Raw genomic sequence first — 25,260 nt, 5'->3', positions numbered from 1 at the left:
GCGATGCAGGTGTCTCGACAACCCAGGCGGCGATCATCAATCGCGAAGTGTCCCATGAAGACTTTAAGGCTTGTCCTCGGCGATCAGCTGGACCCGAATCATCATTGGTTTTCCGATGTCCGGGCCGAAACGATCTACGTGCTGATGGAAGTTCGGCAGGAAACCGACTACACGCTCCATCACGCGCAGAAGCTGATTGCCATCTTTGCGGCGATGCGCCGCTTCGCGACGCTGTTGCGCGATGCGGGCCATCGCGTGCACTACATCGAGATCGACGACCCGCTCAATCGTCAGGCCATTCCCGCCAACCTCGACAGTGTCGCCGAGCTTCATGGCGCCGCGTGCATCGAGTATCTGCTGCCGGACGAATGGCGGGTCGACCAGCAGCTGAGCGCCTATGCGGCAGCGGCGAGCGTGCCGGTTCGCGCGGTCGATACCGGTCATTTCCATACGACGCGCGACGAGGTCGCGCAAGTGCTCGGAGCCGGCCGATCATGGATCATGGATCGCTTCTACCGGAGCATGCGCGTGCGGCATCGTGTCTTGCTCGACGGGGAAGGGCGGCCGGCAGGCGGGCAGTGGAACTACGATGCCGAGAACCGCCAGGCGTGGTCCGGCTCGCCCGCGGAACCGGCCGACTGGCGTCCGCATCACGATCATCGCGCGCTGTGGCAACAGATCGTTGCGGCGGGCGTGCGCAGCTTCGGGGAGCCGTCGGCCGGCGACTTCCGCTGGCCCGTCGATCGAGCCGAAGCGCTCGCCTGCCTCGACGCCTTCATCCGGGATGCGCTACCGTTTTTCGGGCAGTTCCAGGACGCGATGCACGGGAGCGCGCGGCGCCTGTTCCACTCGATGCTGTCGTTCGCGCTCAATGTGAAAATGTTGAATCCGCGCGAGGTCGTCGCGCGAGCCGAGCACGCGTATCGCAGCGGTGCGGCGCCGCTTGCCGCGGTCGAAGGGTTCATCCGGCAGATACTGGGCTGGCGCGAGTTCGTGCGCGGCGTGTACTGGGCGCGCATGCCGGGCTATGAAAACAGCAATGCGTTCGGTCATCGCCGCCCGTTGCCGCATTGGTTCTGGGATGGCTGCACGCGCATGGCCTGCATGTCGCATGCGCTGCGGCAGTCGCTCGAAGACGCGCATGCGCACCATATCCAGCGGCTGATGGTGATCGGCAACTTTGCGCTGCTGGCCGGGCTGGATCCGCACGAGGTGCATGAATGGTATCTCGGTGTCTATATCGATGCGTTCGAATGGGTCGAGATGCCGAACACGCTCGGCATGAGTCAATACGCCGACGGCGGCGCAATGGCGACCAAGCCCTACGTTTCCAGCGCCGCGTACATCCATCGGATGAGCAATTACTGCAAGGGTTGCGCGTACGACCGCCATGCCCGAACCGGCGCGCGCGCATGCCCGTTCAACGCGCTGTATTGGGACTTTTTCGACCGGCACCGCGGCGCGCTGCAGCACAACCACCGGCTTGGGATGGTCTATCGGCAGCTCGCGCGCTTTGATGACGAGGCGCTCGAAGCGATTCGCATGCAGGCGGACAGCGTGGTGCGGAATATCGACTCGCTGCAGGCCGTTCCGCGTCGGCCGCCGCCGTTCAGTGCGTGATCAGGGTGTCGGCCACCGCGCCGCCGAGGCCGGTGCCGCTGAGCCACGCGCCTTCGATCTTGCCGCCGCCCAGCCAGTCGCCGCACAGTCCGATGCGCGGGCCTGCCCGCCACGCAAAGCGGCCGGGCGTCGCGACCGACGACGGCGCCGGCTCGGCATAGCGCCAGCGATGGGCGATTGCCGTGTCGGCGGTGGCGCCCACGATGTCTCGAAAGGCGTCCAGCAGCGTGCGCGTTATCTGCTCGGGCGGCGCCTCCAGATGGGCCTGGCTCCAGTCCGGAGTCGCGTGCAGCACCCACGTGCTCGCACCGGTGCGCCCGGGCTTGGACGTGTCGTGGGCGATCCAGCCAAGCGGGCCGGAATTGACGAATGCGGCGTCGAATCCCGGGTCCGGCACATGGCCGCACTGCGCGATCACGGCCCAGGCCGGGCGCATCCCGGTACGCTGGGCAATCACCGCGAGACCCGGCTCGGCGCGCCGCAGGAGCGGGACGGCCTGCGGCGCCGGCACCGCCACGATGACGACGTCGTGATGCGCGTCCAGCGCACCATGCTCGGCCGAGATCAGTCGCCAGCCATGTTCGTCTCGCATCAACGCCGTGATCGTCGTCTCGAGCACCGTTTCGATTCCGGCCGACAGGTGCCGAGCTGGTGCAGTCATGCCCGGCATGCCGACATATCGTTGAGCTGGCGCGAGCAGTGCCCGTGGCCAGGCCGAGCCGATCGATGCGACGCGCGCGGCCCACGGGGCGGCTGCGCCGCCGGCGACCCATCGCGATATTTCGGCGACGAAGGCCGGATGTTGCGCGGTGAAATACTGCGCGCCGTGATCGGCTTGCCAGCCGTCCGCGCGGCGCGTACTCATTCGCCCGCCGACGCCACGGCTTTTCTCGTACACCGTCACTCGGTGGCCCGCATCGGTAAGGACGCGCGCGCAGGCCAGCCCGGCGATTCCCGCGCCGACGATCGCGATGCGGGCGCGTGAATCGGAAAATGAGGTCATCTGATTCGTCTTAAAAAATGCAGAATATTGCGCAAATTCCTCGCGCTTATATCGGATTCTACGTCATGTTAGGCATATGAGGACTCTATTTGAGCCGAGAGACACGTATATCGTGACTCATTTTATAAGCATGAGTCGAAATATCGCTTCATCATGGTGAGGGATGGCATAGAATAGAACTCGTAAACGAATGGCACGGCGCGGCCCGCGCCGCGCATCGTGCGGCGGTCGTCAAGCGCGGTGCGCGCAGGGCGCTTGCACACAGGAGTCACCATGGCTTTTGTCTGGATCTGCGGGGCAACGGGGGCCGTCGGCAGCGCACTTGCGCGGCGGCTGGACGCCAAGGGCGTTTCAATGGTGCTCACCGCCCGACACGCCGACAGTCTCAGCGCCCTTGCCGACACGATGTCGCGCGAGCGCGTGGTCGTTGCGCCCGCCGACGCGACTGACGCGGTGGCGCTCGATCGGGCGCTCGAGGCTGGCATCGAGCGATTCGGCGTGCCGGACGGGCTCGCGCATTGCGTCGGCTCCATCGTCGTCAAGCCGATGCATTCGACTTCGGATTCCGAACTGTATGACGCGTTCGCGGCGAATTACTTCTCGGCGTGGAACGCATTGCGCGCGTTCGTGCGCGTGTTGCTCGCCGCTCAGGCCGGGGGCAGTGCGGTGCTGTTCGGCAGTGTCGCGTCGAGAACCGGGTTTCCGAACCATGAAGCCATCGCCAGCGCGAAAGCCGCGGTTGGCGCGCTCGCGCTGGTGGCGGCCGCCACCTACGCGGCGCGCGGGATTCGCGTCAACTGCATTCATCCCGGCCTGATCGTCTCGGCGATGTCCGCGCGTCTGACGAGTGCGCCGCAGGTTGCGAAGCGCTTCGCGGACGCCAATCCGCTCGGACGACTCGGCGTCGGCGACGATCCCGCCGCGCTTGCGGCGTTCCTGTTGAGCGCCGATGCGTCATGGGTGACCGGCCAGCAATTCGGCGTCGATGGCGGCCAGGGCGCGCTGATCGTTCCGCCGAGGTCATGACATGCGTGCGGCGCTGCATCGTTACCGCGTTCCCGCAGCGTTGGCACTGGCCGGGCTGGCGCCGTTCGTCGCGCTGTCGTGGCTGAGTGTCCACGCGTCGGCTGCCCATGACGATTACGTGCGCGCGCTGCTGAACTACGCCGCGTGTATCGCGTCGTTCGTCGGCGCCGTGCATTGGGGTGTCGCGCTGCGCGCATCCGAATCGCCGCCCCGCCAGCGAATTCTCTACGGGTGGAGCGTGATTCCCGCATTGTTGGCGTGGGCCGTGCTCATGATGCCGGGCGTCGGCGCGCGGCTCACGGGAATGGCGATCGTGCTCGTCGCCTGCGCGGCCGTCGACGGCGTCCTGTGGCGCAAGGATTTCATTCCGGCCTGGTATTTCGCGTTGCGGTGCCTGTTGACGACTGTGGCAGGTCTCTCGCTGCTCGCCGCCACGCCTTCGATGAACGGGTGAGCCGGATCCTGCCGTCACGACGTTTCGAGCAGCTCGCCGACCCGAGTGCCGGAACATCGGATTGGGCGACATCACGATGAAATATCGCGGGCCTGCGGTCGTGATGCTGCCGCTTCTCCATCGAGCCGGCGGCGCGCTGCCGCCACCGCAGCTCATGCCGATTCAACGGCCGCGCGGACTAACCCGCGCAGCGCGATCGAGCCGCGAAGCGATTCGCGTGCTCATTGCTCGAGATACACCTTGAGTCGCATCAGGCTGCGGCGAATCCAGCTCTTCATCGTGCCGAGCGGCACCTGCATGCGTTCGGCCAGCTCCGCGTACGACGCGCCGCCATGAAACGCTTCCCGCAGCACATACGCCTGCCGCTCGCCCAGATGCGCGAGCCCGCGCTCCAGACGCAGGCGCTCCTGGCTCGCCTGCGCACCGAGATCGGGCGTCGGGCTTTCGTCGGGGATCGACAGCGCCAGTTCGTCGTCGATCGGAACCTCGCGGTGCTGCCGCATCCGGTCGATGGTCCGATTGCGTGCGAGCGTCATCAGCCATGTCATCGCCGTGCCGCGTCCGGCGTCGAATGAATCGGCGCGACGCCACGCCGTCGTGAACACGTCCTGAAGCAGGTCCTCCGCTTCGTGGCGGTCGCGGATCATGCGGACGATCGCGCCGTACAGCCGCGCCGCCGTCAATCGATACAGCTGCGCGAACGCGTGCTCGTCGCCGGCGGCGACGCGCACCAGCAATTGGTTGAGCTCCGCGTGCGCGTCGGGTGCTTCGTCGGGCTGAACGACCGCATCGGCGGTGAGTTCGGTTCTGCCGCCGGGGCGCGACCGCGCGCGGGACGCGCCCCGGCGCGGCTGCCTGCCTGAATGCGGCGTCGTCGATCGACCCTGGCCGGAAGACGGGCGGAGTGAGTCGTGCGAACAGTTCATCGGGAACTCCGTATGGCGTTGCGCTTCCTGCTGTTACGCGCACGCGCTGACGAGCGGCGCGGCGCATGGCCGGGCACGGTGCCGGCCCATGCGTCGCGAATGCCTGTCGCGCGCTTTACGCATGCTTTCCGGACAACAACGCGAGAAACTCCCGGCGAAGCGATGCGTCCGCGAGAAATTTCCCGCGCATCACGCTGTTGGTCATTTTTGCCTGGTCGTCCTTGGTGCCGCGCCAATGCATGCAGAAGTGCTCGGCCTCGAGTACGACGGCAAGCCCATCGGGCGAGATGCGCGATTCGAGGAGGTCGGCAATCTGCTTGACCGCTTCTTCCTGGATCTGCGGGCGCGTCATGACCCAGTTCACCAGCCTTCCGTACTTCGACAGGCCGATCAGGTTCGACGCGGCGCTGGGCAGCACGCCGATCCAGATGCGGCCCATGATCGGGCAAAGATGATGCGAGCAGGCACTGCGCACGCGCAGCGGCCCGACGATCAGCAGCTCGTCCAGCCGCTCGACGTTCGGGAATTCGGTGACGGCCGGCGCCGCGTCGTAGCGGCCCGCGAACACTTCGCGGATGAACATCTTCGCGACGCGCCGCGCGGTTTCCCGCGTGTTGTGGTCGTTGTCGACATCGATCACGAGCGAGCGCAGCACGGCTTCCATTCCCTGCGCCACTTCGTTCTGCAGAGCATCCAGTTCTCCGTCGCGCAGGTGCGCGGCGATGTTGTCGTTTGCATGGAAGCGCGCGCCCGCGTTCTCGAGCCGACGACGGATGATGTGCGACAGAGGAATGCCCTCGTCGATCGCAGTCAAGGTGTGCTCGGGAGCGTCGATCAGATTGCCCATTTCGGTTCGTTTCTCGAGGTTAGGGGGATGCGATGGATCGCGACTGAGGCGATGCGATGGTTTGCCTGTATTCGTTGCGTAAAAATCGGGCGAGCGCCGCCGCTATTTCGGCGACGCGTCGACCGGGTGCCGCTCACCTGCGCGCCCGCGGGCGTGCATGGCGGTCCGGCAACGTCACCGGAGATCCGGCCCGGATCCCGCACGGCGGACCCACTGGCGTTGCCGGGGCCCAGCCGTCGACGTCCCGGCGGAACCGCGCCACGGGGTCGTTCGCCGTCGGCGTGGCTGCGAGCATGACGGCGGCGGATTGTTGCAACGTGGTCAGGACGAATGGGTGGTCGATGCGCCCGCCCACCGAGCGAAACAGGTGGAACCCTGCCAGGCGGATCAACGCGAGGGCCTGCACGCTGCCGTACTCATAGATGATCGCGGCCGCGCGGACACGGCGCGCCTGGGCCAGCGACACGAATTGAATCGCCAGATTCATCTGCAACGACGAAACCTCGGCAATCAGCGCGTCGACGGCCTGGCCCGGCTGTCGTAGCGCCCGCGACACCGATTCGACGCGCTCGCTGACGTGCAGGCCGGCTTGCTCGATCGTTTCGTCGGAGGCGGTCAGGCCGCCGGTGACGAGCAGCGTCGGACATGCACGAGCCGCGACGGGGTTCGATTGCCGTTCGGGCAGTGCGCCATTCGGGCTGGCGCCTGCGCACCGGTCGGTCGGCTGTGGCGAGCGGTGCCGGCACCGTTGGCCGCGCTGTTGCGCAGCGACCCGCAAGCGCGCTGCAATCGGCCGGTCGGGCGCCGCACCGGCGTGGTGTGACGGGCTGCGTGCCGGGGCGGCGGACACGGGCACCACCAATGAAGCCGGACACGCCGGAAACCGGCGCGGCTTGATGTCGTGATTGCGTGTTGGCACGGGGCCTCCCTCGGTCGATTCATGCGGCACAGCTGGATTGTATGCAAATTTTCCGGAAAGTGAAGCGGAAAAGTGATTCATGAAATAATTTGTACCGGAAGTTTATGCGTCAACTACCGCTTCGGTATCGGGAGATTGCGTTTTCAGCACGGAAACGCTCATTTTTATAAGCGTCTTGCGTGTCTTTGGTGCATGCGAAACGACTTTCAGGGTCAATGGGATGGTGATCAGGATGGGTCAAGATGGGCCGGGAAGTACGCCGGAAGGCGTGCGATTTCGATGCATGAATCGATCGTGTCTCGCATTTGTGAGTCGATGCTACGGGATCCGGCCTGCGGCCGCTCGCGCCAACCAACATGGCCGGGCGTTCACGCAGGCGTCGGGCAACTGGACAGGGCGGAGTGAGCCGTCTGAAGGCAATCGGGCATGCAGCAATCCAGACGGCCGCGAGGAAGGGGGCGCTCTCTCGCGAGCGCGCCTGCGCGCACCGGTGCCGATCGATCCCGGTTGCCCGAAACAGGGGCGAGCATTCCGTTCTCGGCTCAAGCGAAGCGCTATCCAGGCCCGCGCGCCGCTCGCGACCGGCTCACCAATGCGACGTCAACGACGCGCAGCGTCTGTCTTCATGCGGGCACGCGGCCGCCGGTTCCGACGGCAACGCTCCGAGCAATATCGCACTTCGTCCCAAGCGGCTTTCCATTTCTTTCTCCAGCTGAAAGGCAAGCCGCAGGTCTCGCAGATCTTCTCAGGCAAGTGCATCTTGTCGACCATGGCGAATCACGTATCGAGACGGATCTCTGACGAACTGCCCGTCCGAGCGGCGTTGCCGCGTCGACACACCGGGCCCGTCGCCATCACTCACCGTCGACTCAGCGCGCCTCGTCGCCCAGCAACTGACGGCGCAACGACTTTGCCCGCGTGCGCGGGTCGAGCCAGATCGAGAAGAAGGCGCGTGCGAACGCCGGGTCGGTCACGTCGGCCGTGAGGCGGCCATTGGTGTAGAAACGTGCGCCGCGCTCGGGCACATACACGCCGCACAGCACGTCGCCGCGCGATACGTCGGTGAACGCCCGTTCGATATCGCGGCGCCATGCATCGAGCGTCGCGGCCGGCAATGGCGCGGGTGCGAGGCGCTCGATCTCGTCCATGCCCGTCGAGACGAGCCGCTCGCCTTTAACGTCATGACGGTAGGCCAGCGACAACGCAAACGGCGTGTCGAACGCGCCCGGCGGCCGGGGCGCCCACAGCTGGGCGTCGTACAGGCAGATGCCCAGGATGCAGAACCGGCCGGATCCGATCAGGCGGGCCGATGCGATGTCGTCGACGCAGCTCGCGCCGGCGGACAATGGGGCAGCCAGCGCGGCAGCCACGGCCGCAGCGAGCATCGCAAGCCGGCGCCTCATGTCAGCCGCCCGACGACACGATGAAATGCATCACGTCGGTCCGCCGCTCGGCAAATCCCGCTTCGCAATAGGCGAGATAGAGGCGCCAGGTGCGAATGAACGTCTCGTCGAACCGTTGCGCGCGCACCGAGTCGATGCGCGCCTCGAACGCGGCCCGCCAGGTGCGCAGCGTGCGCGCGTAGTCGTCACCGAACGCGAACACCGGTTCGGCGGCCAGGCCGGCCCGCCGCGCGGCATCGACGAAACGCTCCGGGCTCGGCAGCATCCCGCCGGGAAAGATGAACTCGCGAATGAAGTCGCTCGACGTGCGATACGCGTCGAATAGCGACTCGATGATCGTGATCGACTGAATCAGCGCGCGCGCACCGGGCTTCAGGCGTTGCCGGAGCGTGTCGAAGTACACCGGCCAGAACGTTTCGCCCACGGCCTCGAACATCTCGATCGACACGATCGCGTCGTATTGGCCGTCGACGTCGCGATAGTCGCGCAATTCGAGCGTGACGCGATCGGACAGCCCGTCGCGCGCCATGCGCTCGCGGGCCAGCGCGTATTGCGCCTGCGAGACGGTGACGCCATGCACGCGGATACCTTGCCGAGCGGCGTGCGCGGCGAACCCGCCCCAGCCGCAGCCGATCTCGAGCACGTGCATGCCGGCGCGCAGGCCGAGCGAATCGACGATGCGCTGATACTTGGCCGTTTGCGCGTCGGCGAGCGAACGCTGCGCGTCGCCGTCGAAGCAGGCGCTCGAATACGTCCACGTGTCGTCGAGCCACAATCCGTAAAAGTCGTTGCCGAGATCGTAGTGCGCGTGGATGTTGCGGCGGCTGCCGGCCCGCGTATTCATCCTCAGTCGGTGACGCAGCGCGTACCAGAGGCGTGCCAGGCGGCCGCCGGTCACCGTCTTCGCGATCACCGGCTGATTGCGGATCGCGAGGCGCAGCAGCGCGACGAGCTCGGGCGTGTCGATCCAGCCGGCGCGATACGCTTCCGCGAATCCGATGTCGCCCGCGCGCAGGATCGCACGGCATGCCCGCCAGTCGCGCACCTGCAGCGTCGCGGCCGGCTGGCGGTGCGGATCGCCGAACACATGCTGCGCGCCTTCGGGCGTCACGAGCGTCAGGTGACCGTCGTGGATTTGCCGGAGCAGCGCGATGAACAACCGGGCCGAGAGCGGCATCGCCGGTTGCGAGGCGGAAGACAGCAGGCGCAGCAAGGTCATGGTCGAGCCTCGTGATCGGACATCGCCGAGCGGCCGCGCGGCGACGCGCCCGGCGAACGGGACAATGGTGAATCGGCAGCGGCGGAACGGCCGGGGGGCGTCTTGCCGTGGAACGGCACGCGCGCGAGCCACAGCCGCAGCGCTTGCCAATGAATGCGAATGACGACGTTGATCGCGTTCAGCGGCTGCCGGGCCAGCGCGCGCCACGCGCGTGCCGCCGTCAGCGGTGCGGACCGCATGCCGATTGCCGTGCGCAGCAGCAGACCGTCGTCGTCGCGATAGTCGATCGCCACGCTCAGATGGTCGCCGCACTGACGCACGCGAAACGCGTAATCGCCGACGATGTCGCAAAACGGCGAGACATGAAACGTCTTGCGGCAGACGAGCACGGTGTCGGCGTCGATCGGCGCATGACGCATCGCACTCAGCAGGTAGCCGTGGTGCGCACCGAACGTGTTGCGCACGTCGGCGTACAGCGCGCGCAGCCGGCCCGCGCGGTCGTAGCAGTACCAGAAGCTCACCGGATTGAATGCGTAGCCGAAGATGCGCGGGATCGTCTGCAGCCAGATCGGGCCGTCGGCGGGAATGCCGGCGTGCGCGAGGACCTCGCGCATCCACGGGCCGAGCGCGCGGCCGTCGCGCGGGCCGTAGTCGCGGGAAGCGAGCGCGAGCGGGGCCCGGCGATCGATGCCGAACCAGCCCGCGTCGATCTCGTCCAGCCGCTCGACGTCGCAGCAGACCTGGAACATCGGGTACGCGAACGCATGGCGCACCGGCCGCAGCCGTTCATGCATCACGGTGCCGACGAGCAGCCGGGCGGCCATGCCGTCGCGGGCAAAGGGCGCGTTCATGGGCGCGCCCAGGACGGCGCGATGCCGAAGCTGCGGGCGACGCGCAACGCCGATTTCAGTCCATCCTCATGGAACCCGTAGCCTGTCCACGCTCCCGCAAACCACGTATTGCGCCGCCCCTGCAGCATCGGCAGGCGATGCTGCGCATCCACGGCCGCGAGGTCGAGCAGCGGGTGCGCGTAATCGTAGCGGCCGAGCAGGGTGTCGGGCGCGGGCTCGTCGACCGGATTCAACGTGACGACCACCGGCGAGCGGAACGGCAGCGGCTGCAACTGGTTGAGCAGGTAGCTCACGCACACGGGCGATTCGCCGCCCGTGCGCCTCGCCCGGCCGCCCAGGTAGTTCCACGCCGACCACACGCGCCGCCGGCGCGGCAGCAACGCCGTATCGGTGTGAAGCACCGCGACGTTGTGCTGGTAGCGCACGGCGCCGAGCACGTCGCGCTCGGCCTTGCTGGCATCCGCGAGCAGCCCCAGGCTGGTCGGCGCATGGCACGCGAGCACGACCGCGTCGAAACGCTCGTGACCGGCTGTATCGGTCGCCACCGTCACGCCCGCGTCGTCGCGCCGTATCGCGCGCACCGGCGTATTCACGCGCACGTCGTCGAGCGTCGCGGCGATGCGCTCGACGTACTGCCGCGCGCCGCCCGCGACGGTGCGCCAGGTCGGCCGGTTGTTGACCTGCAACAACGCGTGATTCAGGCAGAAGCGCAGGAACGTCGCCGCCGGAAACCGCAGGATGTCGTTGGCCGCGCTCGACCAGATCGCGGCCGCCATCGGCAGCAGGTAGTGATGCTGGAACGATGCGCCGTAGCCGCCGGCCGTGAGCAGTTCCCCGACCGAAAGGCGCTGCCGGTTCGCCGATTCGAGGTGATCGTGCGCGGACGCGTTGAAGCGCAGGATGTCGCGCAACATCCCGAGAAAGGTCGGCGAGAACAGGTTGCGGCGTTGCGCGAACACCGTGTTCAGGTTGCTGCCGGCCCATTCGAGCCGGCCGCCGTCGACCGAAACCGAAAACGACATGTCGGTCGAATGGGCGGCCACGCCCAGTTCGTCGAACAGCGCGATCAGGTTCGGATAGGTCCGGTCGTTGAACACCAGGAAGCCCGTGTCGACGGGGTGGCGTGCGCCGTCGAGATCGACGTCGACCGTGTGCGTGTGACCGCCGAGATAGTCTGCGGCCTCGAACAGCGTCACGCGGTGACGGCGGGCCAGCAAGTACGCGCTGGCCAGGCCCGCGATGCCGGCGCCGACGACGGCGATCCGCCGGCCGGGCCGCGACATTGAAAGTTCCGGGTGCATCGCGAAGGGTCTCCGTCAGTCACAAGTGCAGGTTCTGGAATCACATGTGCTCATATACGACGCACCGCGCGCGGCGGATGCAGGCGCGGTGGTCATTCGCGATCGCCGGGCGACGCGAAGCCCGGCTTGCCGAGCTGGTCCGGGGTTTGCGGCACCCGCCTGAAGCGCGACGTGTCGTAACCCATCGCATCGAGCCGGGCGAGCAGCGCGCGATAGGTGGCGTCGTCCATCGTCGGCTCGCGCGAGAAGATCCAGCCGAGCGTCTTGCCCGGGTAGCCGAGGATCGTGTACCGGTAGTCGGGGTCGACGTAGAGCGTCAGTTGCGTGACATACACCGGCCAGAACAGCCGCACGCGCCATTCGCCGCCGCCGCTGCCGGGCTTCACGGCGTCGACGAACCGATAGCGCTTCTCGGGCTGGTCGAAGCCGCCTTTGCGGCCGACGAATGCGTCGTCGATCCGGCCGTCGTCGCGCAGGCGCCACTCGGCCCGGCTGCCGACGTAGTCGCGTTCCGCGAAATACGGGATGTTCGCGATCACGTACCAGCGGCCCATGTAGCGCGGCAAGTCGACGGGTACGGTCGACAACGGAACGGCGGCGCGCGGATTCGGGTTCGGCGGGCTGCCCGAGCACCCGGCGGCCCCGATCGCGAGCGCCGTCACGACCGTGGCGGCGACGGCGACGCGGCGGAGAACCCGGTACGGGATCGCGGCCCTCATGCGAGCACCCGGCGCTTGTCGAACAGATAGTGGGCGACGCCCCATTCCTGCCCGTCGGCGTAGCCGAACAGCTCGGCGACCGCCATGTAGAACATCCGCCAGCGCTGGAACCAGCGGCGGGCGTCGGCGCCGTAGACCGTCTCGAAAATCGGCATGATCCGGTCGCGCGCCGCATCGAGCGACGCGAGCCACTGATTGGCCGTGCGGGCGTAGTGCGTCCCGTCGAGCCACCATTGGCGGGCGATGCGCACGTCGTCCTGGAACCGCAGCAGCAGGTCGGCCGACGGCATCGTCCCGCCCGTGAAGAAGTGGCGCGACATCCAGTCGGTGTCGTCGCGCACCGCGAAGTGATAGGCGAGCAGCTTGTGCGCGAAGATGTGCACGAAGAGCTTGCCGTCGTCGTGCATCCAGCGCGCGATTTTGGCGAGCAGTTGCCCGTAGTTCTTCATGTGCTCGAACATCTCGATCGAGAGCACGCGGTCGAAGCCGGCGTCCGCGGGATCGAAGTCGAACTCCACCACGTTGCCGGTCACGATGCGCAGATTCGTCAGCCCGCGCTGCGCCGCGCATCGCTCGATGAAGTGGCGTTGGCCATGCGAATTCGACAGGCCGACGATCTGCGCCGCCGGATACCGCTCGGCGAGCCAGAGCGACAGCGAACCCCACCCGCATCCGAGGTCGAGCATGCGCTGGCCGTCCGCCAGCCTCGCGCGCTGCGCGTACAACGCCAGCATGGCTTCCTCCGCCTGCGACAGCGTTTCGTCGCCACGCGGGTAATAGCCGCACGAATATTTGAGCCGCGGGCCGAGATGGGCCTCGAAGAAGCTGCCGGGCACTTCGTAATGCTGCGTGTTCGCCGCGAGCGTCTCGATTGCGATCGGGCTCGCGCTGAGTTCACGCACCAGTGTGTCGTAGGCCGCCGCGCGCCGTTCGCCGTCATGTGCGTGTTCGTCGCGCAGACGTTGCCGCATGAGCGAGCGCATGCCGGCCCGGATCAGCCGGTCCGGCAGCCAGCCGCGCTCGCAGCAGCGGATCAGCCAGGTGTCGTGAGGTGCCGCCGCCGAGGCCGGCGACGGTTGCGAGGTGGTAGCGGTCATGATCGCGTGCTCCGGTCTTCAGGGTGATCGGATCGAGTGGGGGAAGGGCCGGGCGCCGGCCTCGGAGGCCACGGAACGATGGCGCTGGTCGTGCGCATGTACTCGCGGTAGCCCGGCCGGCTTTGCACCAGACGCGCTTCGAGCAGCGGCAAGCCGGAAACCTTGAGCAGCAGCCATGCCATCAGCACGGGCGGGAACAGCGTCAGCCAGCCCCACGGCATGCCGATCGACAGGGCCGTGTAGGCGAGCCAGTGCACGCACTCGAAAAAATAGTTGGGGTGCCGCGAATAGCGCCACCAGCCGGCCCGACAGACCTGGCCGCCGTGGCCGGGATCTGCGAGAAACCGCTTGAGTTGCCGGTCGGAGGCCGTCTCTCCGGCGACGGCGGCGATCCAGATCGCGACTGCCGCGGCAATCGCGAACCGGGACGGGGGTGCCGCGCTGTAGGCGGGGATGAAGAACGCGATCGACAGCAGCATCGAGATCAGCGCCTGCAACTGGAACAGCCAGAACATGTTGCGCGGCGCGGCGTCGCCCCACTGCAGGCGGAACTGTCGATAGCGCGGGTCCTCCGGCTGCCCGCGGTTGCGCCGCCACAGGTGCCGCGCGAGTCGCAGCCCCCAGATGCCGCCGCCCGCGGCGACGAGCGCACGATTCAAATCCGGGCCGGTCGCCAGCGCGGCGACGAACACGGCGACGCCGCCGAGCGTCGCGGCCCAGACCGGATCGATCATCCCGGCGTTCCGGGATTGCAATTGGATAATCCACACCGCCGTGAAGGACAGGATCAGTCCGACGAAGGCGAGGAGGGCAACGACGACGGCGGGCATACGGGCTCCGAGGGCGCGATATCCCTATATACGGAGCAGGCGACCGAACGGATGCAGACGGATGCGACGAGAGGCGGCGTGATCCCGTCGAGCGAGGCGGCAGCGCGCGGCACGCCGCCGCGCTTGACGGGTCGAGCGCGCGTTGCGCGCGTCAAGTGGTGTGCATCGCGCCGGTAGCGAGCACCGGCCCGGTGGGTTGGCCGCTCGGCGAGCCGCCGTGGGGCTCGAGCGAGACGGCGAGCACCGCGCGTGCATCGAGTTGCGCGACGATCGCCGGCGGCAGCGTCATCGACGCCGGTGCGTTCGATGCGAATACGCCGAGCGAGATCGGCTTCGCATTCGGCGGAATCAGCCAGAGCTCCGTCGAGCGGTCCGCGGCGACGGCTGGCGTGTTCGCGGGCACCACGACCATCCGGGCACGCCGCAAGTCGACCGTGGCGGTCCACCGTGCGACGCCATCCGTTTGTGCCAGCGTGGCTGCCATGTAGTGGCTGTCCTCGGCAGCGGGGCGCGGCGGCGCTTCGCCCACCCGGATCACGTTGACCGTGAGCAGCCCGAGCGCCGCCACGCTCGCGCCCATGCCGACCCAGCGCCACAGTCGCAGGCTGTTCCACCATCCGGCGGACGGCGCCGCGCTGCGTGGACGCGGCGGCGGGACGAAGCCCAGTTGGTGCTGGATCCTCGTCCAGGTTCGCGCGGGCGGGTCGACGGGCGTGATGTCGTCCGCGAGCGGGGCGAGGCGGCGCTGCCAGCGCTCGAGCGTGGCTTGCAACGCCGGGTCGCGAGCGGCGGACTGCTCCAGCTCGCGGCGCGCGTCTGCATCGAGCACGCCGAGGGCGTATTCGGCGCAGCGCAATTCGGGATCGTGATCGGCCGGCGTATTCATTGCTCCAGACACACCTTCAGCTGCATCAGGCTGCGCCGGATCCAGCTCTTCATGGTTCCGAGCGGCACACGCAGTCGCGCTGCCAGCTCACTGTAGGTCGCGCCGCTGAAGAAAGCCTCGCGCACCGCGCGGCCCTGCTGCGGATCGAGTTGCGCGAGGCAGCGCTCGAGGCGCTGGCGCTCCTGCGAGGCCTCCGCCAGCGCGGCGGGCGTCGGATCTTCGGCGGGCAGCGCCAGCGCCTGTTCGTCGTCGAGTTGCGCGTCGCGATGCTGCCGCAAGCGGTCGATCGTCTTGTTGCGTGCCAGCGTGATCAACCACGTCATCGCGCCGCCGCGCGTCGGGTCGAACGTGTCGATGCGCCGCCATGCGGTGGTGTAGACCTCCTGGAGCAGATCCTCGGCTTCGCCGTGATCGTGAAGCATGCGCACGATTGTCCCGAATACCCGCGATGCGCTCAGCTGATACAGCTCCGCGAAAGCCGCCTGGTCGCCGGTTGCTGCCTGAAGCATCACCCGGTTCAGATGTTCGCGGCGCGCGAGATCCGCATCGGCGTCGCGCGAAGGGGCTGACTGATCGAAGCCGCTGGCACCGCCTGGCGTGTCGCTCATGCGAAGTGGATGGCGCGGACCGCCATGCTGTGAATGTCGAGCGAAATATAGCACTCTCGGATGCATGTGATCGAACGATCGGCGGCGCGCCCGCTGCACGTTGGGCAGCGCGGCGCCCGCTGTGATCTCCTCAACCAGATACGAGCGACGCGTCCGCGCGGATGCAGGCAGCCGCAACGTGCGGCGAATGCGGCCGACTACCGTCGGTTGAGTGCACAATGACCGGGTTTCGTGTCCGGAGAGTGATTCAATGAAGCGAAGTATCGTGGGCCGACCGCTGTGGGCGGCGAGCGTGATCGCGGCGGGCGCCGCCCTGGTGCTGGCGGGATGTGCAGGCCTTGCCGGCGGGCCCAGCGGGAATGCACACGTTCCGCAACCCGCGAAATCCGTCGATCTCGATCGCTACGTCGGCAGATGGTACGAGTTCGCGCGGTATGAAAACCGCTTTGAGCGCGGATGCGACGGCGTGACGGCCGAGTATGCGAAGCGGGAAGATGGTCTTGTCGGCGTGCGCAATACCTGCCGCGAAGGCGGGCCGGACGGCCGCGCGCGAAGCGCCGACGGGCGCGCGAAGATCGTGGCCGACAGCGGTGGCGCGAAGCTGAAGGTATCGTTCTTCGGGCCGTTCTTCTTCGGCGATTACTGGGTGCTCGATCGCGCCGACGACTACGCATGGTCGATCGTCGGTGAACCGTCGGGGCGGTTCCTGTGGATCCTGACGCGCGATGCGAAGCCTTCCGCTGAACAGGCCGCGGCGCTCGTCGAACGGGTGCAGGCACTCGGTTACGACACGACGATGTTGCGGCGCACTGCGCATTAGGGCGACCGCACGCAGCACGCGTGCACGGCGCCGTCGGGCCGGGAGCAACGCCGAGCGCCGCGGTTGCGCGCGGCCGTGGCCGATGGCGGCGGCGAAAGGCGGGATGACGCCCTTTGGTCTCCGGTCGCCGAACGCGAAAGCCGGTGGGTTGCCTCCGGCCGCTAACTGCTCGCCCGGATAATCAGTTCGCACGACATCGGTCGCTGGCCTTTGCGAAGCGTGTCGAATGCCGGCGGATCCTCCTGCAGAAGCTGGAAGATCCGCGCGGCCGCCGTGATGCCGATTTCACGCGCGGGTGGCCGCACGGTCGTCAGGCCCGGCGTCAGCATTTCCGCCATCGGATAGTCGCCGAAGCCGACGATCGCGCATTGCTCCGGCACGCGAATGCCCGCGCCGGGCGCCGCCAGCAGCGCACCGAACGCGAGGTTGTCGTTCGCGAAGATGATCGCGTCGGCCGTGCGGCGGGCGGAACACAGCGCGAGCAGCGCCTCGCGTCCCGCGTGCATCGGCTGCGCTTCGGTCGGTGCGAACACGATCGGCTGACGCCCATGCTCGCGCATGATCCCGGTATAACCCTCGCAACGCTCGCGCGCGCTTGCGTCGCCCGCCGCGCTGTTCAGCACGAACGCGATGCGTCGATAGCCGCGTTCGACCAGATGACGCGCCGCGATGCGTCCGGCTTCCTGGTGCACGAAGCCGATCTGCAGCGGCTTGCGCCGCGGCTGGAAGTCCCACGTTTCCAGCACGGGCACCTGGGTCTGTTCGATCAGTTCCTCGGTTCCCGGGGAATGGAAGTGCGACGTGAGCACGAGCGCCGCCGGCGACCACCCGAGCAATCCGCGTACCGCGTCCTCCTCGAGATCCGTCGAGAAATAGCTCGATGCGAGCAGCAACTGGTAACCGTGTGCGGTGACCTCGTCGCTGAAGCTCTGGATCGTGTTCGCAAAGATGGGCCCCGAGATGTTCGGAATGACCATGCCGATGACACGGCTGCGCGCCGAAGCGAGCCCGCCGGCGACGAGATTCGGCACGTAGCCGAGTTCGGCGACCGCATCGGCGATCCGCTCGCGCAGCGGTGCGGACAGCCGCGCCGGATCCTGGAAATAGCGCGACACGCTGATCTGCGACACGCCGACGTGCTCGGCCACGTCGCGCAGGGTCAGGCGTCCCGACGTGCGGCGGGGACGCGCATCGCTTTTAGTCGAATCGGACATATGTTCCGCTGATTTCGTTATTTGACGCGGCTCATTCGCCACGGGAAACTGCCTGCCAATGTTAGCGCTAACCAAGCGCGGTCGCCAGCACGAAACGATGCGCGGCCCGGTGGTGAGGCGCTGCTTTCGCGACAGGATATCGGATGACGACAGCTTCCCGCCTCATGCATCTTGGGGCCTTTCTGATGGAGACCGGACATCATGCGGCCGCGTGGCGGCATCCGGACGTGCAGGCCGATGGCGGCACGGATTTTCGTGCGTATGCGGCGCTGGCGAGCACGGCGGAACGCGCGTGCTTCGACGCGATCTTCGTCGCGGACAGTGTCGCCGCGAACGTGGGCGACGGCGCCGCGCGATCGGCCCGCTCCGACCGGCTCGATCCGCTGACGCTGCTGCCTGCGCTCGCGGCTGTCACGGAGCGCATCGGCCTGATCGCCACGGCGACGACGACCTACAACGAGCCGTATCACATCGCGCGCAAGTTTGCGTCGCTCGACCACATCAGCGGCGGGCGCGCCGGCTGGAATCTCGTGACGTCCGACAACGCGGCGGAGGCGCGCAACTTCGGCCGCGCCGAACACGTCGGTCACGACGAGCGCTATGCGCGCGCCAGGGAATTCCATCGCGTCGTGACGGGCCTGTGGGACAGCTGGGCCGACGACAGCTTCGTGCGCGACAAGGCGAGCGGCGTGTACTACGACGCGTCCACGCTGCGCGTGCTCGATCATCGCGGCCCGCATTTCTCCGTGGCGGGCCCGCTCAACGTGCCGCGTCCGGTGCAGGGATGGCCCGTCGTCGTGCAGGCGGGCTCGTCGGAGGCGGGGCGCGACCTCGCCGCGCGGACGGCCGACGTCGTGTTCACCGCGCACGCACGGCTGGATGCCGCGCAGGCGTTCTACCGCGACATGAAGGCGCGTGCGGTTGCCGCGGGCCGCGCGCCCGATGACGTGAAGATCATGCCGGGCCTGTCGGTCGTCGTCGCGCGTACCGACGACGAGGCGCGCGAGCGCTTCGATGCGCTGCAGGCGCTCGTCGATCCGGTCGCGGGCGTCGCGATGCTGGCGCGGATGCTCGGCAACTTCGACCTGTCCGGCTATCCGCTCGACGGTCCGTTGCCCGACTTGCCGCTCACGGACACCGGCCAGCGCAGCCGCCAGGCGCTCCTGAGCGCGCTGGCCGGCGACGAGCGCCTGACGATTCGCGAACTGGTGCTGCGTATCGCGGCCGGACGCGGGCACGTGACGGTGGTCGGCAGTGCGACAACCGTGGCCGACCTGATGCAGGCGTGGTTCGAGGGCGACGCGGCCGACGGCTTCAACGTGATGCCGGCCGAACTGCCGGGCGGCCTCGATGCGTTCTGTTCGCTCGTCGTGCCCGAGTTGCAGCGGCGCGGGCTGTTCCGCACGGCCTACACCGGCCGCACGTTGCGCGAGCATCTTGGGCTGCGGCGACCGGTGCGGGCGTAGCGCACCCATGCGTCCCGTCGAATCCATCCGATAAGGAACCTCCGATCATGAAATTTTCCCGACGTTCGTTTCTCCGTACCGCCCAGGCTGCAGCCGTGGCCGCGTTCGCTGCGCCATTCGCCGGCGACGCGCGTGCCGACCCCGGCCGCACGCTGCGCATCGGCTACCAGAAGGGCACGCCGCTCACGCTGCTGAAGGCGCAGCGCTCGCTCGACAAGCCGCTCGCCGCACGCGGCTTCGACGTCGCATGGACCGAATTCCCGGCGGGGCCGCCGCTGCTCGAGGCGATGAATGCCGGCTCGATCGATCTCGGCTATACGGGCTCGCCGCCGCCGATCTTCGCGCAGGCGGCGGGCAGCCGGATCGTCTACCTGGCGGCCGAGCCCGCCGGCCCGCACAACGAGGCCATCATCGTGCTCGACGGCTCGCCGCTCAAATCGGTCGCCGACCTGAAAGGGCGGACGGTGGCGTTCGCCCGCGGGTCGAGTTCGAACTACCTGATCGTCGCCGCGCTCGAAAAAGCCGGCCTGACCTATGCGGACATCAAGCCCGCCTTTTTGTCGCCCGCCGACGCACGCGCGGCCTTCGAAGGCGGCAAGGTCGACGCGTGGGTCATCTGGGATCCGTATCTCGCGGTCGTCCAGCAGACGCTCGGCGTGCGCACGATCGCCGACTATGCGTCGGGCATCGTGCAGCCGTACAGCTTCTTTCTCGGTGCGCCGGATTTCGCGAAGGCCCACCCCGAGGTGTTGTCGGACGTGCTGTCGGCGGTCGCGCGCGGCGACGCGTGGACGGCCGCTCATCGCAGCGACGCCGCACAGTTGATTGCTCGCGAGATCGGCGTGCCGCAGCCCGTCGTCGAGCGCTATCTCGCACGATCCGCATTCGGGCTGCTGCCCGTCGATTCGACCGTGCTCGGCGCGCAGCAACGCGTTGCGGATACGTTCCGTCGAGCGAACGTCATTCCGCGTGCGATCCAGGTCGCTGACATTGCACACCCGGTTTCCTTCACCCGCTGACTTGATACTCCACTCGCTCGCAGAGCCGCTGTCATGAACCGACTCGCTTCCCGTACCGCCGCCATCCGTCCCGTTCGCCGCGCCGCCGCATTGCGCTGGCGCTTCCGCTTCACGCCCCGGCTGAAAACCGGGCTGCGCACGGCGGGTGCCGTCGCGCTCGCCTGCGCCAGCCACACCGGGCACGCGCAGTCGACGCTGGTCATGTACGGCATCGTCGATGCAGCCGTGCAGTACGGCCGCTTCAACAGCACGACCGGAACGACCGCGTCGGCGGCCAGCGGCAACCTGCAGGCATCGCGCTTCGGGCTGCTCGGCAAGGAAGATCTCGGCGGCGGCTATCGCGCGAATTTCCGTCTCGAGACGGGCTTCAATATCTACACGGGGATGGGCGGCGGCGCGACGGAGTTCAACCGCGGCGCATCGGTCGGGTTGTCGGGGCCGTTCGGCAGCGTCGACGCCGGCTATCTGTACCTGCCGATCTACTGGGTGTTTCTCGCGTCCGACGTCGGCACGTACGGGCTCGCGAATCCAGCCGCGATCATGTCGCTCGAACACACGACGACGCTCGGTTCGAGCGGCACCGGCGGGTTCTACCGGAACGCGGTGCGCTACCGGACGCCGGAAACGCTCGGCGGCTGGTCGAGCGAGATCGGCTATTCGTTCGGTGCGCAGGATCCTGCCGGGCAGACGCTGAACGCGCGCAACGTCGGCGCGAACCTCCAGTACGCGAAGAACGGCGTGCTGGTCGGCTATGGGTTCAACCGCTACCAGTACTACGCGAGCGCGACGGCATCCGACGCGTCGTCGCAGCTCACGCATGTACTGACCGCCGCATACGATTTCGGTCGCATGGTGGTGGGCGGGAATTACGTGTATTCGAAGCGTACCGACGGCACGGGATGGTTCGCGTCCGCCGCGTTGCTCAACGCGCGCGTGCGCGTCGGGTTCGGCGACATCAACGTCGGCGTGTCGCGGCGTATCGAGAATGGCGATGCCCGCGCGATCGCTTGCGATGTCGGCTACGTGTACTACCTGTCGAAGCGCACGCAGCTGTATGGCTTCGCGACGACGATCCTGAACAACAGTCATTCGACACAAGGATTCGCGCTTCTGAACAACTCGGCGGCGACGGTGACGCCGGGGTTCGACCCATGGGCGGTGACGGCCGGCATTCGAACGTCGTTCTGATCAAGCAATCGCCATCCGGCCCGCTCTGCTAGAACGTATACGCGACGTTCAGGAACACGCTCAGCGGATTGAGCCGGAGCGTCGAGGTGGACACCACCGGCGTGCCGGTCGCGGTTTGTCCGTACAGCGTCAGGTGGGTCTTCACCGGCATGTAGTTGACCGAGGTGCCGACCGACCAGTGCTTCGTCAGCGCGTAATTCGCGCCGATTTCGAACACCGGGTTCCACGATGCGCTGAGGGTCGCGCGTGCCGAGCCGCCGGGCCCGAAGCTGTCGGAAATAAACTGGCTATTGGTCGCGCGAACCTGCGTGAACCACGTATAGTTCACGCCGATGCCGAGGTACGGACGGAATGTCGATGCGGCTGCAAAGAGGTGGTAGCGAAGCTCGATCGCGGGCGGCATCGGCCGTGTCGTGCCGAGCGTGCCGTACTTCTGCAAGGTGCCGTCGCCGATCAGGTTCACTTTCAGCGGCATGCCCAGAAGTATCGCGACACCCAGATTGTCCGTGACGTAATACTCGGTCGTGATGCCCATCGTGTCGGTCGAACTCGCGTGTGCGCCGGTGCCGGCCACTTGCCGGTTCACCGCGACGCCGCCGATACTTTGCACGGTCAGCGGCGTCGCATCGCCCTGCGGCGCAATGTGCAGCCATCCCACCGACGTCGTGATGCTGCCGGCCGTCTGCGCATCCGCGCGGCCCGCCAGCGAGGCCAGGCAGATACAAGCTGCCACGTTTGCTGCGCTCATCGTCCTGTTGAAATTCATCTCGTGTCTCCTCCGTCTCGATCCGTTTTGCGAATGGCGATTCAGTTTTTAAAGTTCATACGGATTGCTGATTAAATGGCGCGAACTACCTCGAAGCGCGATAGTCATCCGGGCGACTGGAAATCTTCCGTCGCCCGGAATCCGTCGTTGTCGGTCAGGCTGGCCGCATCGGTTGCGCGGCGATCGAGATCGAGAATGCAAACGGGAAACGCCCGAGCACCGAGCGCGCGGCGGCCTCGAGCGCCGGGTCGCTCAACGCGACCACGACCGACATCCTGCCCGCGTCGTCGGTGTTGACGTCGAGCGACGTGCACGGCGCGCCTGCCTGAGCCAACGCGGCGTGCAGCGCATCGCGTGTCTCACGGCGCTTGAGCTCGGGCTTGAAGATCTTGCCGACGCCCGTGAGCGGGATGGCCTCCACGATCCGCACGTGCTTGGGCACCGCAGCGCGTTCCGCGATTTCCTGTTGCATGAACGCGGCCAGATCGTCCTCGGTCGCGTGCATGCCGGGCTTGAGCTGAACGTACGCGACGGGCAGCTCGCCGGCATGCGCATCGGGACGCCCGATGGCCGCGGCAACCTGCACGGCCGGATGCCGATGGAGCGGTTCCTCGATCGCCGCGGGATCGATATTGTGGCCGCCGCGAATGATCAGTTCCTTCTTGCGGCCGGTCAGCCAGAAGTACCCGTCGGCGTCGCAGCGGCCGAGGTCGCCGGTGTTCAGCCAGCGGTGGCCGTCGCCGAGATCGAGCCACAGCCCGTTGTTCTGGTCGGCACGCAGGTAGCCGCTGAATACGTTCGGCCCCGCGATGACGAGCAGCCCCACCTCGTTTGCCGCGCAATCGCGCACATACCGTCCCGCATCGTCCACGACGACCGTCTTCATCGCCTGGAACGGGATGCGCAGCCCGATCGAGCCCAGCCGGCGCTCGCCGGTCGGCGGATTGACGCTGCTCACGCACGTTCCTTCGGTCAGGCCGTAGCCTTCGAGGATCCGGATCCCCGTTTTTTCCTGGAATGCCTTGAACACGCCGACGGGCATCGGCGCCGCGCCGCACAGGCCGTATTCGAGCGAATCGATCGCATGACCGTCGACGGGAACGTCGAGCAGCGACGCATAGAGCGTCGGGACACCGCTGAAGAAATTGATGCGATGGTGTTCGACGATTTCCCAGAAACGTTTGACGACACCGTCCCCCCGGTAGCCCTGCGGCGTCCCGAGCACGACATGGGCGCCGCGCGAAAACGGCAGCAGGCCGGTCACCATCGCGGCATTGACGTGAAAGAGCGGCAATCCGCAGAACGTCGTCTTGCCGGGGCCGATGCTGTCGCCGAGGAACCGGCTCGCGCTCCATGCGTTCGCGACTTCGTTACCGTGGCTGCGCATCGCGATTTTGGGCAGGCCCGTGGTGCCACCGGTACAGAAGAACGAGGACATGTCGTCGGGGCGGGCGCGGCGCGGATGATCGAGCGCGTCGCCGGATTCCCGCGCGATCGCCGTACCGAAATCGTGGATCTCGATGCGGGCAGGCACCGCGGCGCGCAAGCCGCCATCGTCGCGCTCGCCCGTTCCCGTGGCGGGCGGCACCGTGCGGCCGCGCACACGATCCGCCGGATCGACCAGCACGAGGTGCCGCAGCGACTCGACCCGATCGACGATCGTGGCCACTTTCGTCCAGAGATCGATGCCGGGGAACGGCGCGAGCGTGACGAGCACGCTCGCGCCGGACGCCTCGAGCAGCCTCGCGATCGCTTCGCCTTCCAGCAGCGGATTGATCGCGCAGACGATGCCGGCCGCCTGCCCGCCCCAGATCACGAAATGCGTTTCCGGAAGATTGGGCAGCACATAGGCGATCACCGAATTCGCGCGCACGCCGATGCGGGTGAACATGTTCGCCGTCCGCGTGATGTCGCGCAGCAGCTCGCGATAGGTCCAGCGCTCGGCGTCGCGGTGGGCGTCGGCGGTCGGAAAGAAGGACAGCGCGGGCGCGGACGGGTCGATCGCCGCACCGGCGCAAATCATCTCGTACGTGCTGGCAGGCAGCGCCGGCGGAAGGCCCTGCGCTTCGATCGCCAGCACGTCGTCGTGGGTCGCGATGCCGTTCATGCCGCTTCGTCCATGATTTCGTTGCGTTGCACACCGAGATCGATCGTGCCGTCGCGGCTCGCGATCCGGGCTTCGACGATGTCGCCGGCCTTCAGGTACTGCGTGCGTCCCGCCTGCACCTTCATGAACATCTTCCACTTGACCGATTCGGGAAAGAGCGCGACGGCCCGCTGCTTGAGCGGCGACGGAATGCTGAGGGCGCACCCGGCCGGCGTACCGGTCGCGAGCAGGTCGCCGGCGTGAAGGTCGTGCACGCCCGACAATTCCGTCAACGTCTCGGCCGGACCATAGACGAGGTTCGACGTCGAATCCTGCTGGCGCACCGCGCCGTTGACCGTCAACGTCAGGTCGAGCGCCTTCAGCTTCGGGAAGTCGCGCCGCTCGAGCAGGCACAGATAAGGGCCGACCGGGCCGAACGTCCGGAAGCTCTTGCCCTTGTAGAACTGCATCTGTGGGATCTGGACGTCGCGCGCGGAGTAGTCGTTGACGATCACGGTGGCGGCGACGTAGTCGTGCAGGTTCTCGTCCGTGATCCGCTGGCGGCTCGTGATGTCGCGCTTGAGGATGAGGCCGAGCTCGATCTCGTAGTCGAGAAACCGCACGTGCCGCGGCTTCACGACCGGCGAATTCGCGGCGACGATGCAACTCGTCGCCTTCGTGAAGATCATGTTGAACTTCTTCGCGTCCGGATCCATGCCGGATTCGATCATGTGCTGGCGATAGTTCGCGCCCTGGCAGACGAACTGCTGGTTGGCGGTGACGGGCGGCAGCCATTCCACGTCCGCCTCCGGAATCGTGGGTCCGTCGAGCGTGACGAGCCGTTCGACCGGGTTCGCCGCGAGAAAGCGTGCGGTCGTATCGAAGTCGCCGGGAATCGGCGTGACGGCGCCATCGGCGACGACGCCCCACTGGGCGCGGCCGTTGTGCCGGAAGTGCAGGACGAGCAGTGACATGAGTGGATCTCTCGTGAG

At 67.3% G+C, this 25,260-nt stretch carries 25 protein-coding genes and 1 pseudogene; 8 read left to right on the top strand and 18 right to left on the bottom strand.

Annotated features, from left to right (window positions below):
* Positions 1–54 precede the first annotated feature (54 nt).
* Positions 55–1,620 (top strand): cryptochrome/photolyase family protein, encoded by a 1,566-nt coding sequence (locus tag CFB34_RS35035; RefSeq protein ID WP_089444267.1) that lies wholly within the window; start codon positions 55–57, stop codon positions 1,618–1,620.
* On the opposite strand, the gene CFB34_RS35030 is transcribed toward CFB34_RS35035, so the two are convergent.
* Entirely contained in the window at positions 1,610–2,623 is a 1,014-nt protein-coding gene (locus CFB34_RS35030; RefSeq protein WP_089444266.1) for an FAD-dependent oxidoreductase, read from the bottom strand. The genes CFB34_RS35035 and CFB34_RS35030 overlap by 11 nt on opposite strands.
* A 273-nt stretch (positions 2,624–2,896) precedes the next feature.
* On the opposite strand from CFB34_RS35030, the gene CFB34_RS35025 reads away from it, so the two are divergent.
* The 3 genes and pseudogenes from CFB34_RS35025 to CFB34_RS35015 form a co-directional block, all read left to right on the top strand.
* Positions 2,897–3,649, top strand: coding sequence for an SDR family oxidoreductase (locus CFB34_RS35025; protein ID WP_089444265.1), 753 nt, complete (start codon positions 2,897–2,899; stop codon positions 3,647–3,649).
* 1 nt (position 3,650) lies between these two features.
* Complete coding sequence (locus CFB34_RS35020; protein ID WP_089444264.1) at positions 3,651–4,103, top strand: DUF3429 domain-containing protein; 453 nt, start codon at positions 3,651–3,653, stop codon at positions 4,101–4,103.
* A gap of 55 nt (positions 4,104–4,158) precedes the next feature.
* Positions 4,159–4,242, top strand: a pseudogene (locus CFB34_RS35015) (succinate dehydrogenase, cytochrome b556 subunit); the annotation flags it as partial.
* A gap of 82 nt (positions 4,243–4,324) precedes the next feature.
* Here CFB34_RS35015 and CFB34_RS35010 read toward each other — a convergent pair.
* From CFB34_RS35010 to CFB34_RS34950, 13 genes are all read right to left on the bottom strand, one after another.
* Positions 4,325–5,029, bottom strand: a complete 705-nt coding sequence (locus CFB34_RS35010) for a sigma-70 family RNA polymerase sigma factor (protein ID WP_089444263.1) — start codon at positions 5,027–5,029, stop codon at positions 4,325–4,327.
* Positions 5,030–5,144: 115 nt separating this feature from the next.
* Complete coding sequence (locus CFB34_RS35005) at positions 5,145–5,876, bottom strand: GTP cyclohydrolase I (RefSeq protein WP_089444262.1); 732 nt, start codon at positions 5,874–5,876, stop codon at positions 5,145–5,147.
* A 133-nt stretch (positions 5,877–6,009) separates the two neighbouring features.
* Positions 6,010–6,876, bottom strand: coding sequence for a hypothetical protein (locus tag CFB34_RS35000; RefSeq protein WP_242808754.1), 867 nt, complete (start codon positions 6,874–6,876; stop codon positions 6,010–6,012).
* Between the two features lie 519 nt (positions 6,877–7,395).
* Positions 7,396–7,566 carry a DUF2256 domain-containing protein gene (locus tag CFB34_RS34995; RefSeq protein WP_089444260.1) on the bottom strand — a complete coding sequence of 57 codons (171 nt, stop codon included), beginning with the start codon at positions 7,564–7,566 and terminating at the stop codon, positions 7,396–7,398.
* A 98-nt stretch (positions 7,567–7,664) separates the two neighbouring features.
* A complete protein-coding gene (locus tag CFB34_RS34990; RefSeq protein WP_089444259.1) occupies positions 7,665–8,198 on the bottom strand; it encodes a chalcone isomerase family protein in 534 nt (177 codons plus the stop codon).
* A gap of 1 nt (position 8,199) precedes the next feature.
* On the bottom strand, positions 8,200–9,417 hold the full coding sequence (locus CFB34_RS34985; RefSeq protein ID WP_089444258.1) for a cyclopropane-fatty-acyl-phospholipid synthase family protein: 1,218 nt from the start codon (positions 9,415–9,417) through the stop codon (positions 8,200–8,202).
* Positions 9,414–10,268 carry a DUF1365 domain-containing protein gene (locus tag CFB34_RS34980; RefSeq protein ID WP_089444257.1) on the bottom strand — a complete coding sequence of 285 codons (855 nt, stop codon included), beginning with the start codon at positions 10,266–10,268 and terminating at the stop codon, positions 9,414–9,416. The genes CFB34_RS34985 and CFB34_RS34980 overlap by 4 nt, the downstream gene beginning before the upstream one ends.
* Complete coding sequence (locus CFB34_RS34975) at positions 10,265–11,569, bottom strand: FAD-dependent oxidoreductase (protein WP_089444256.1); 1,305 nt, start codon at positions 11,567–11,569, stop codon at positions 10,265–10,267. The genes CFB34_RS34980 and CFB34_RS34975 overlap by 4 nt, the downstream gene beginning before the upstream one ends.
* 92 nt (positions 11,570–11,661) lie before the next feature.
* The gene (locus CFB34_RS34970; RefSeq protein ID WP_089444255.1) at positions 11,662–12,288 is read right to left on the bottom strand and encodes a lipocalin family protein; all 627 of its coding nucleotides are present in this window, start codon (positions 12,286–12,288) and stop codon (positions 11,662–11,664) included.
* Positions 12,285–13,385: a cyclopropane-fatty-acyl-phospholipid synthase family protein gene (locus CFB34_RS34965; RefSeq protein WP_089444254.1), complete on the bottom strand. Its 1,101-nt coding sequence runs from the start codon at positions 13,383–13,385 to the stop codon at positions 12,285–12,287. Before CFB34_RS34965 ends, CFB34_RS34970 begins: the two co-directional genes overlap by 4 nt.
* Entirely contained in the window at positions 13,382–14,215 is an 834-nt protein-coding gene (locus CFB34_RS34960) for a DUF1295 domain-containing protein (protein ID WP_089444253.1), read from the bottom strand. The genes CFB34_RS34965 and CFB34_RS34960 overlap by 4 nt, the downstream gene beginning before the upstream one ends.
* Before the next feature lie 151 nt (positions 14,216–14,366).
* On the bottom strand, positions 14,367–15,101 hold the full coding sequence (locus CFB34_RS34955) for an anti-sigma factor (RefSeq protein WP_089444252.1): 735 nt from the start codon (positions 15,099–15,101) through the stop codon (positions 14,367–14,369).
* On the bottom strand, positions 15,098–15,709 hold the full coding sequence (locus CFB34_RS34950) for a sigma-70 family RNA polymerase sigma factor (protein WP_089444251.1): 612 nt from the start codon (positions 15,707–15,709) through the stop codon (positions 15,098–15,100). The genes CFB34_RS34955 and CFB34_RS34950 overlap by 4 nt, the downstream gene beginning before the upstream one ends.
* 250 nt (positions 15,710–15,959) lie before the next feature.
* Here CFB34_RS34950 and CFB34_RS34945 point away from each other — a divergent pair, with 250 nt between their 5' ends.
* Positions 15,960–16,529, top strand: a complete 570-nt coding sequence (locus tag CFB34_RS34945; RefSeq protein WP_089444250.1) for a lipocalin family protein — start codon at positions 15,960–15,962, stop codon at positions 16,527–16,529.
* 161 nt (positions 16,530–16,690) lie between these two features.
* On the opposite strand, the gene CFB34_RS34940 is transcribed toward CFB34_RS34945, so the two are convergent.
* Positions 16,691–17,743: a LacI family DNA-binding transcriptional regulator gene (locus CFB34_RS34940; RefSeq protein WP_089444249.1), complete on the bottom strand. Its 1,053-nt coding sequence runs from the start codon at positions 17,741–17,743 to the stop codon at positions 16,691–16,693.
* 143 nt (positions 17,744–17,886) lie between these two features.
* On the opposite strand from CFB34_RS34940, the gene CFB34_RS34935 reads away from it, so the two are divergent.
* Genes CFB34_RS34935 through CFB34_RS34925 form a run of 3 tightly spaced genes read left to right on the top strand, consistent with a single transcriptional unit; the run spans position 17,887 to position 21,416 of the window.
* Positions 17,887–19,209: an LLM class flavin-dependent oxidoreductase gene (locus CFB34_RS34935; RefSeq protein WP_089444248.1), complete on the top strand. Its 1,323-nt coding sequence runs from the start codon at positions 17,887–17,889 to the stop codon at positions 19,207–19,209.
* Positions 19,210–19,256: 47 nt separating this feature from the next.
* Positions 19,257–20,228, top strand: a complete 972-nt coding sequence (locus CFB34_RS34930) for a sulfonate ABC transporter substrate-binding protein (RefSeq protein WP_089444247.1) — start codon at positions 19,257–19,259, stop codon at positions 20,226–20,228.
* 33 nt (positions 20,229–20,261) lie between these two features.
* On the top strand, positions 20,262–21,416 hold the full coding sequence (locus CFB34_RS34925; protein ID WP_089444246.1) for a porin: 1,155 nt from the start codon (positions 20,262–20,264) through the stop codon (positions 21,414–21,416).
* A 28-nt stretch (positions 21,417–21,444) separates the two neighbouring features.
* Here the strand turns inward: CFB34_RS34925 and CFB34_RS34920 are convergent, their stop codons facing one another.
* The 3 genes from CFB34_RS34920 to CFB34_RS34910 form a co-directional block, all read right to left on the bottom strand.
* Positions 21,445–22,182: an OmpW family outer membrane protein gene (locus tag CFB34_RS34920; RefSeq protein WP_089444245.1), complete on the bottom strand. Its 738-nt coding sequence runs from the start codon at positions 22,180–22,182 to the stop codon at positions 21,445–21,447.
* Between the two features lie 154 nt (positions 22,183–22,336).
* Entirely contained in the window at positions 22,337–24,289 is a 1,953-nt protein-coding gene (locus tag CFB34_RS34915; RefSeq protein WP_089444244.1) for an acyl-CoA synthetase, read from the bottom strand.
* Positions 24,286–25,242 (bottom strand): fumarylacetoacetate hydrolase family protein, encoded by a 957-nt coding sequence (locus tag CFB34_RS34910; RefSeq protein WP_089444243.1) that lies wholly within the window; start codon positions 25,240–25,242, stop codon positions 24,286–24,288. The genes CFB34_RS34915 and CFB34_RS34910 overlap by 4 nt, the downstream gene beginning before the upstream one ends.
* Positions 25,243–25,260 lie beyond the last annotated feature (18 nt).

The sequence above is a fragment of the Burkholderia sp. HI4860 genome, from assembly GCF_002223045.2.
Lineage (GTDB): Bacteria > Pseudomonadota > Gammaproteobacteria > Burkholderiales > Burkholderiaceae > Burkholderia.
The sequence above is the reverse complement of the archived record's forward strand: the minus strand, read 5'-3'. Positions and strand labels throughout refer to the sequence as shown.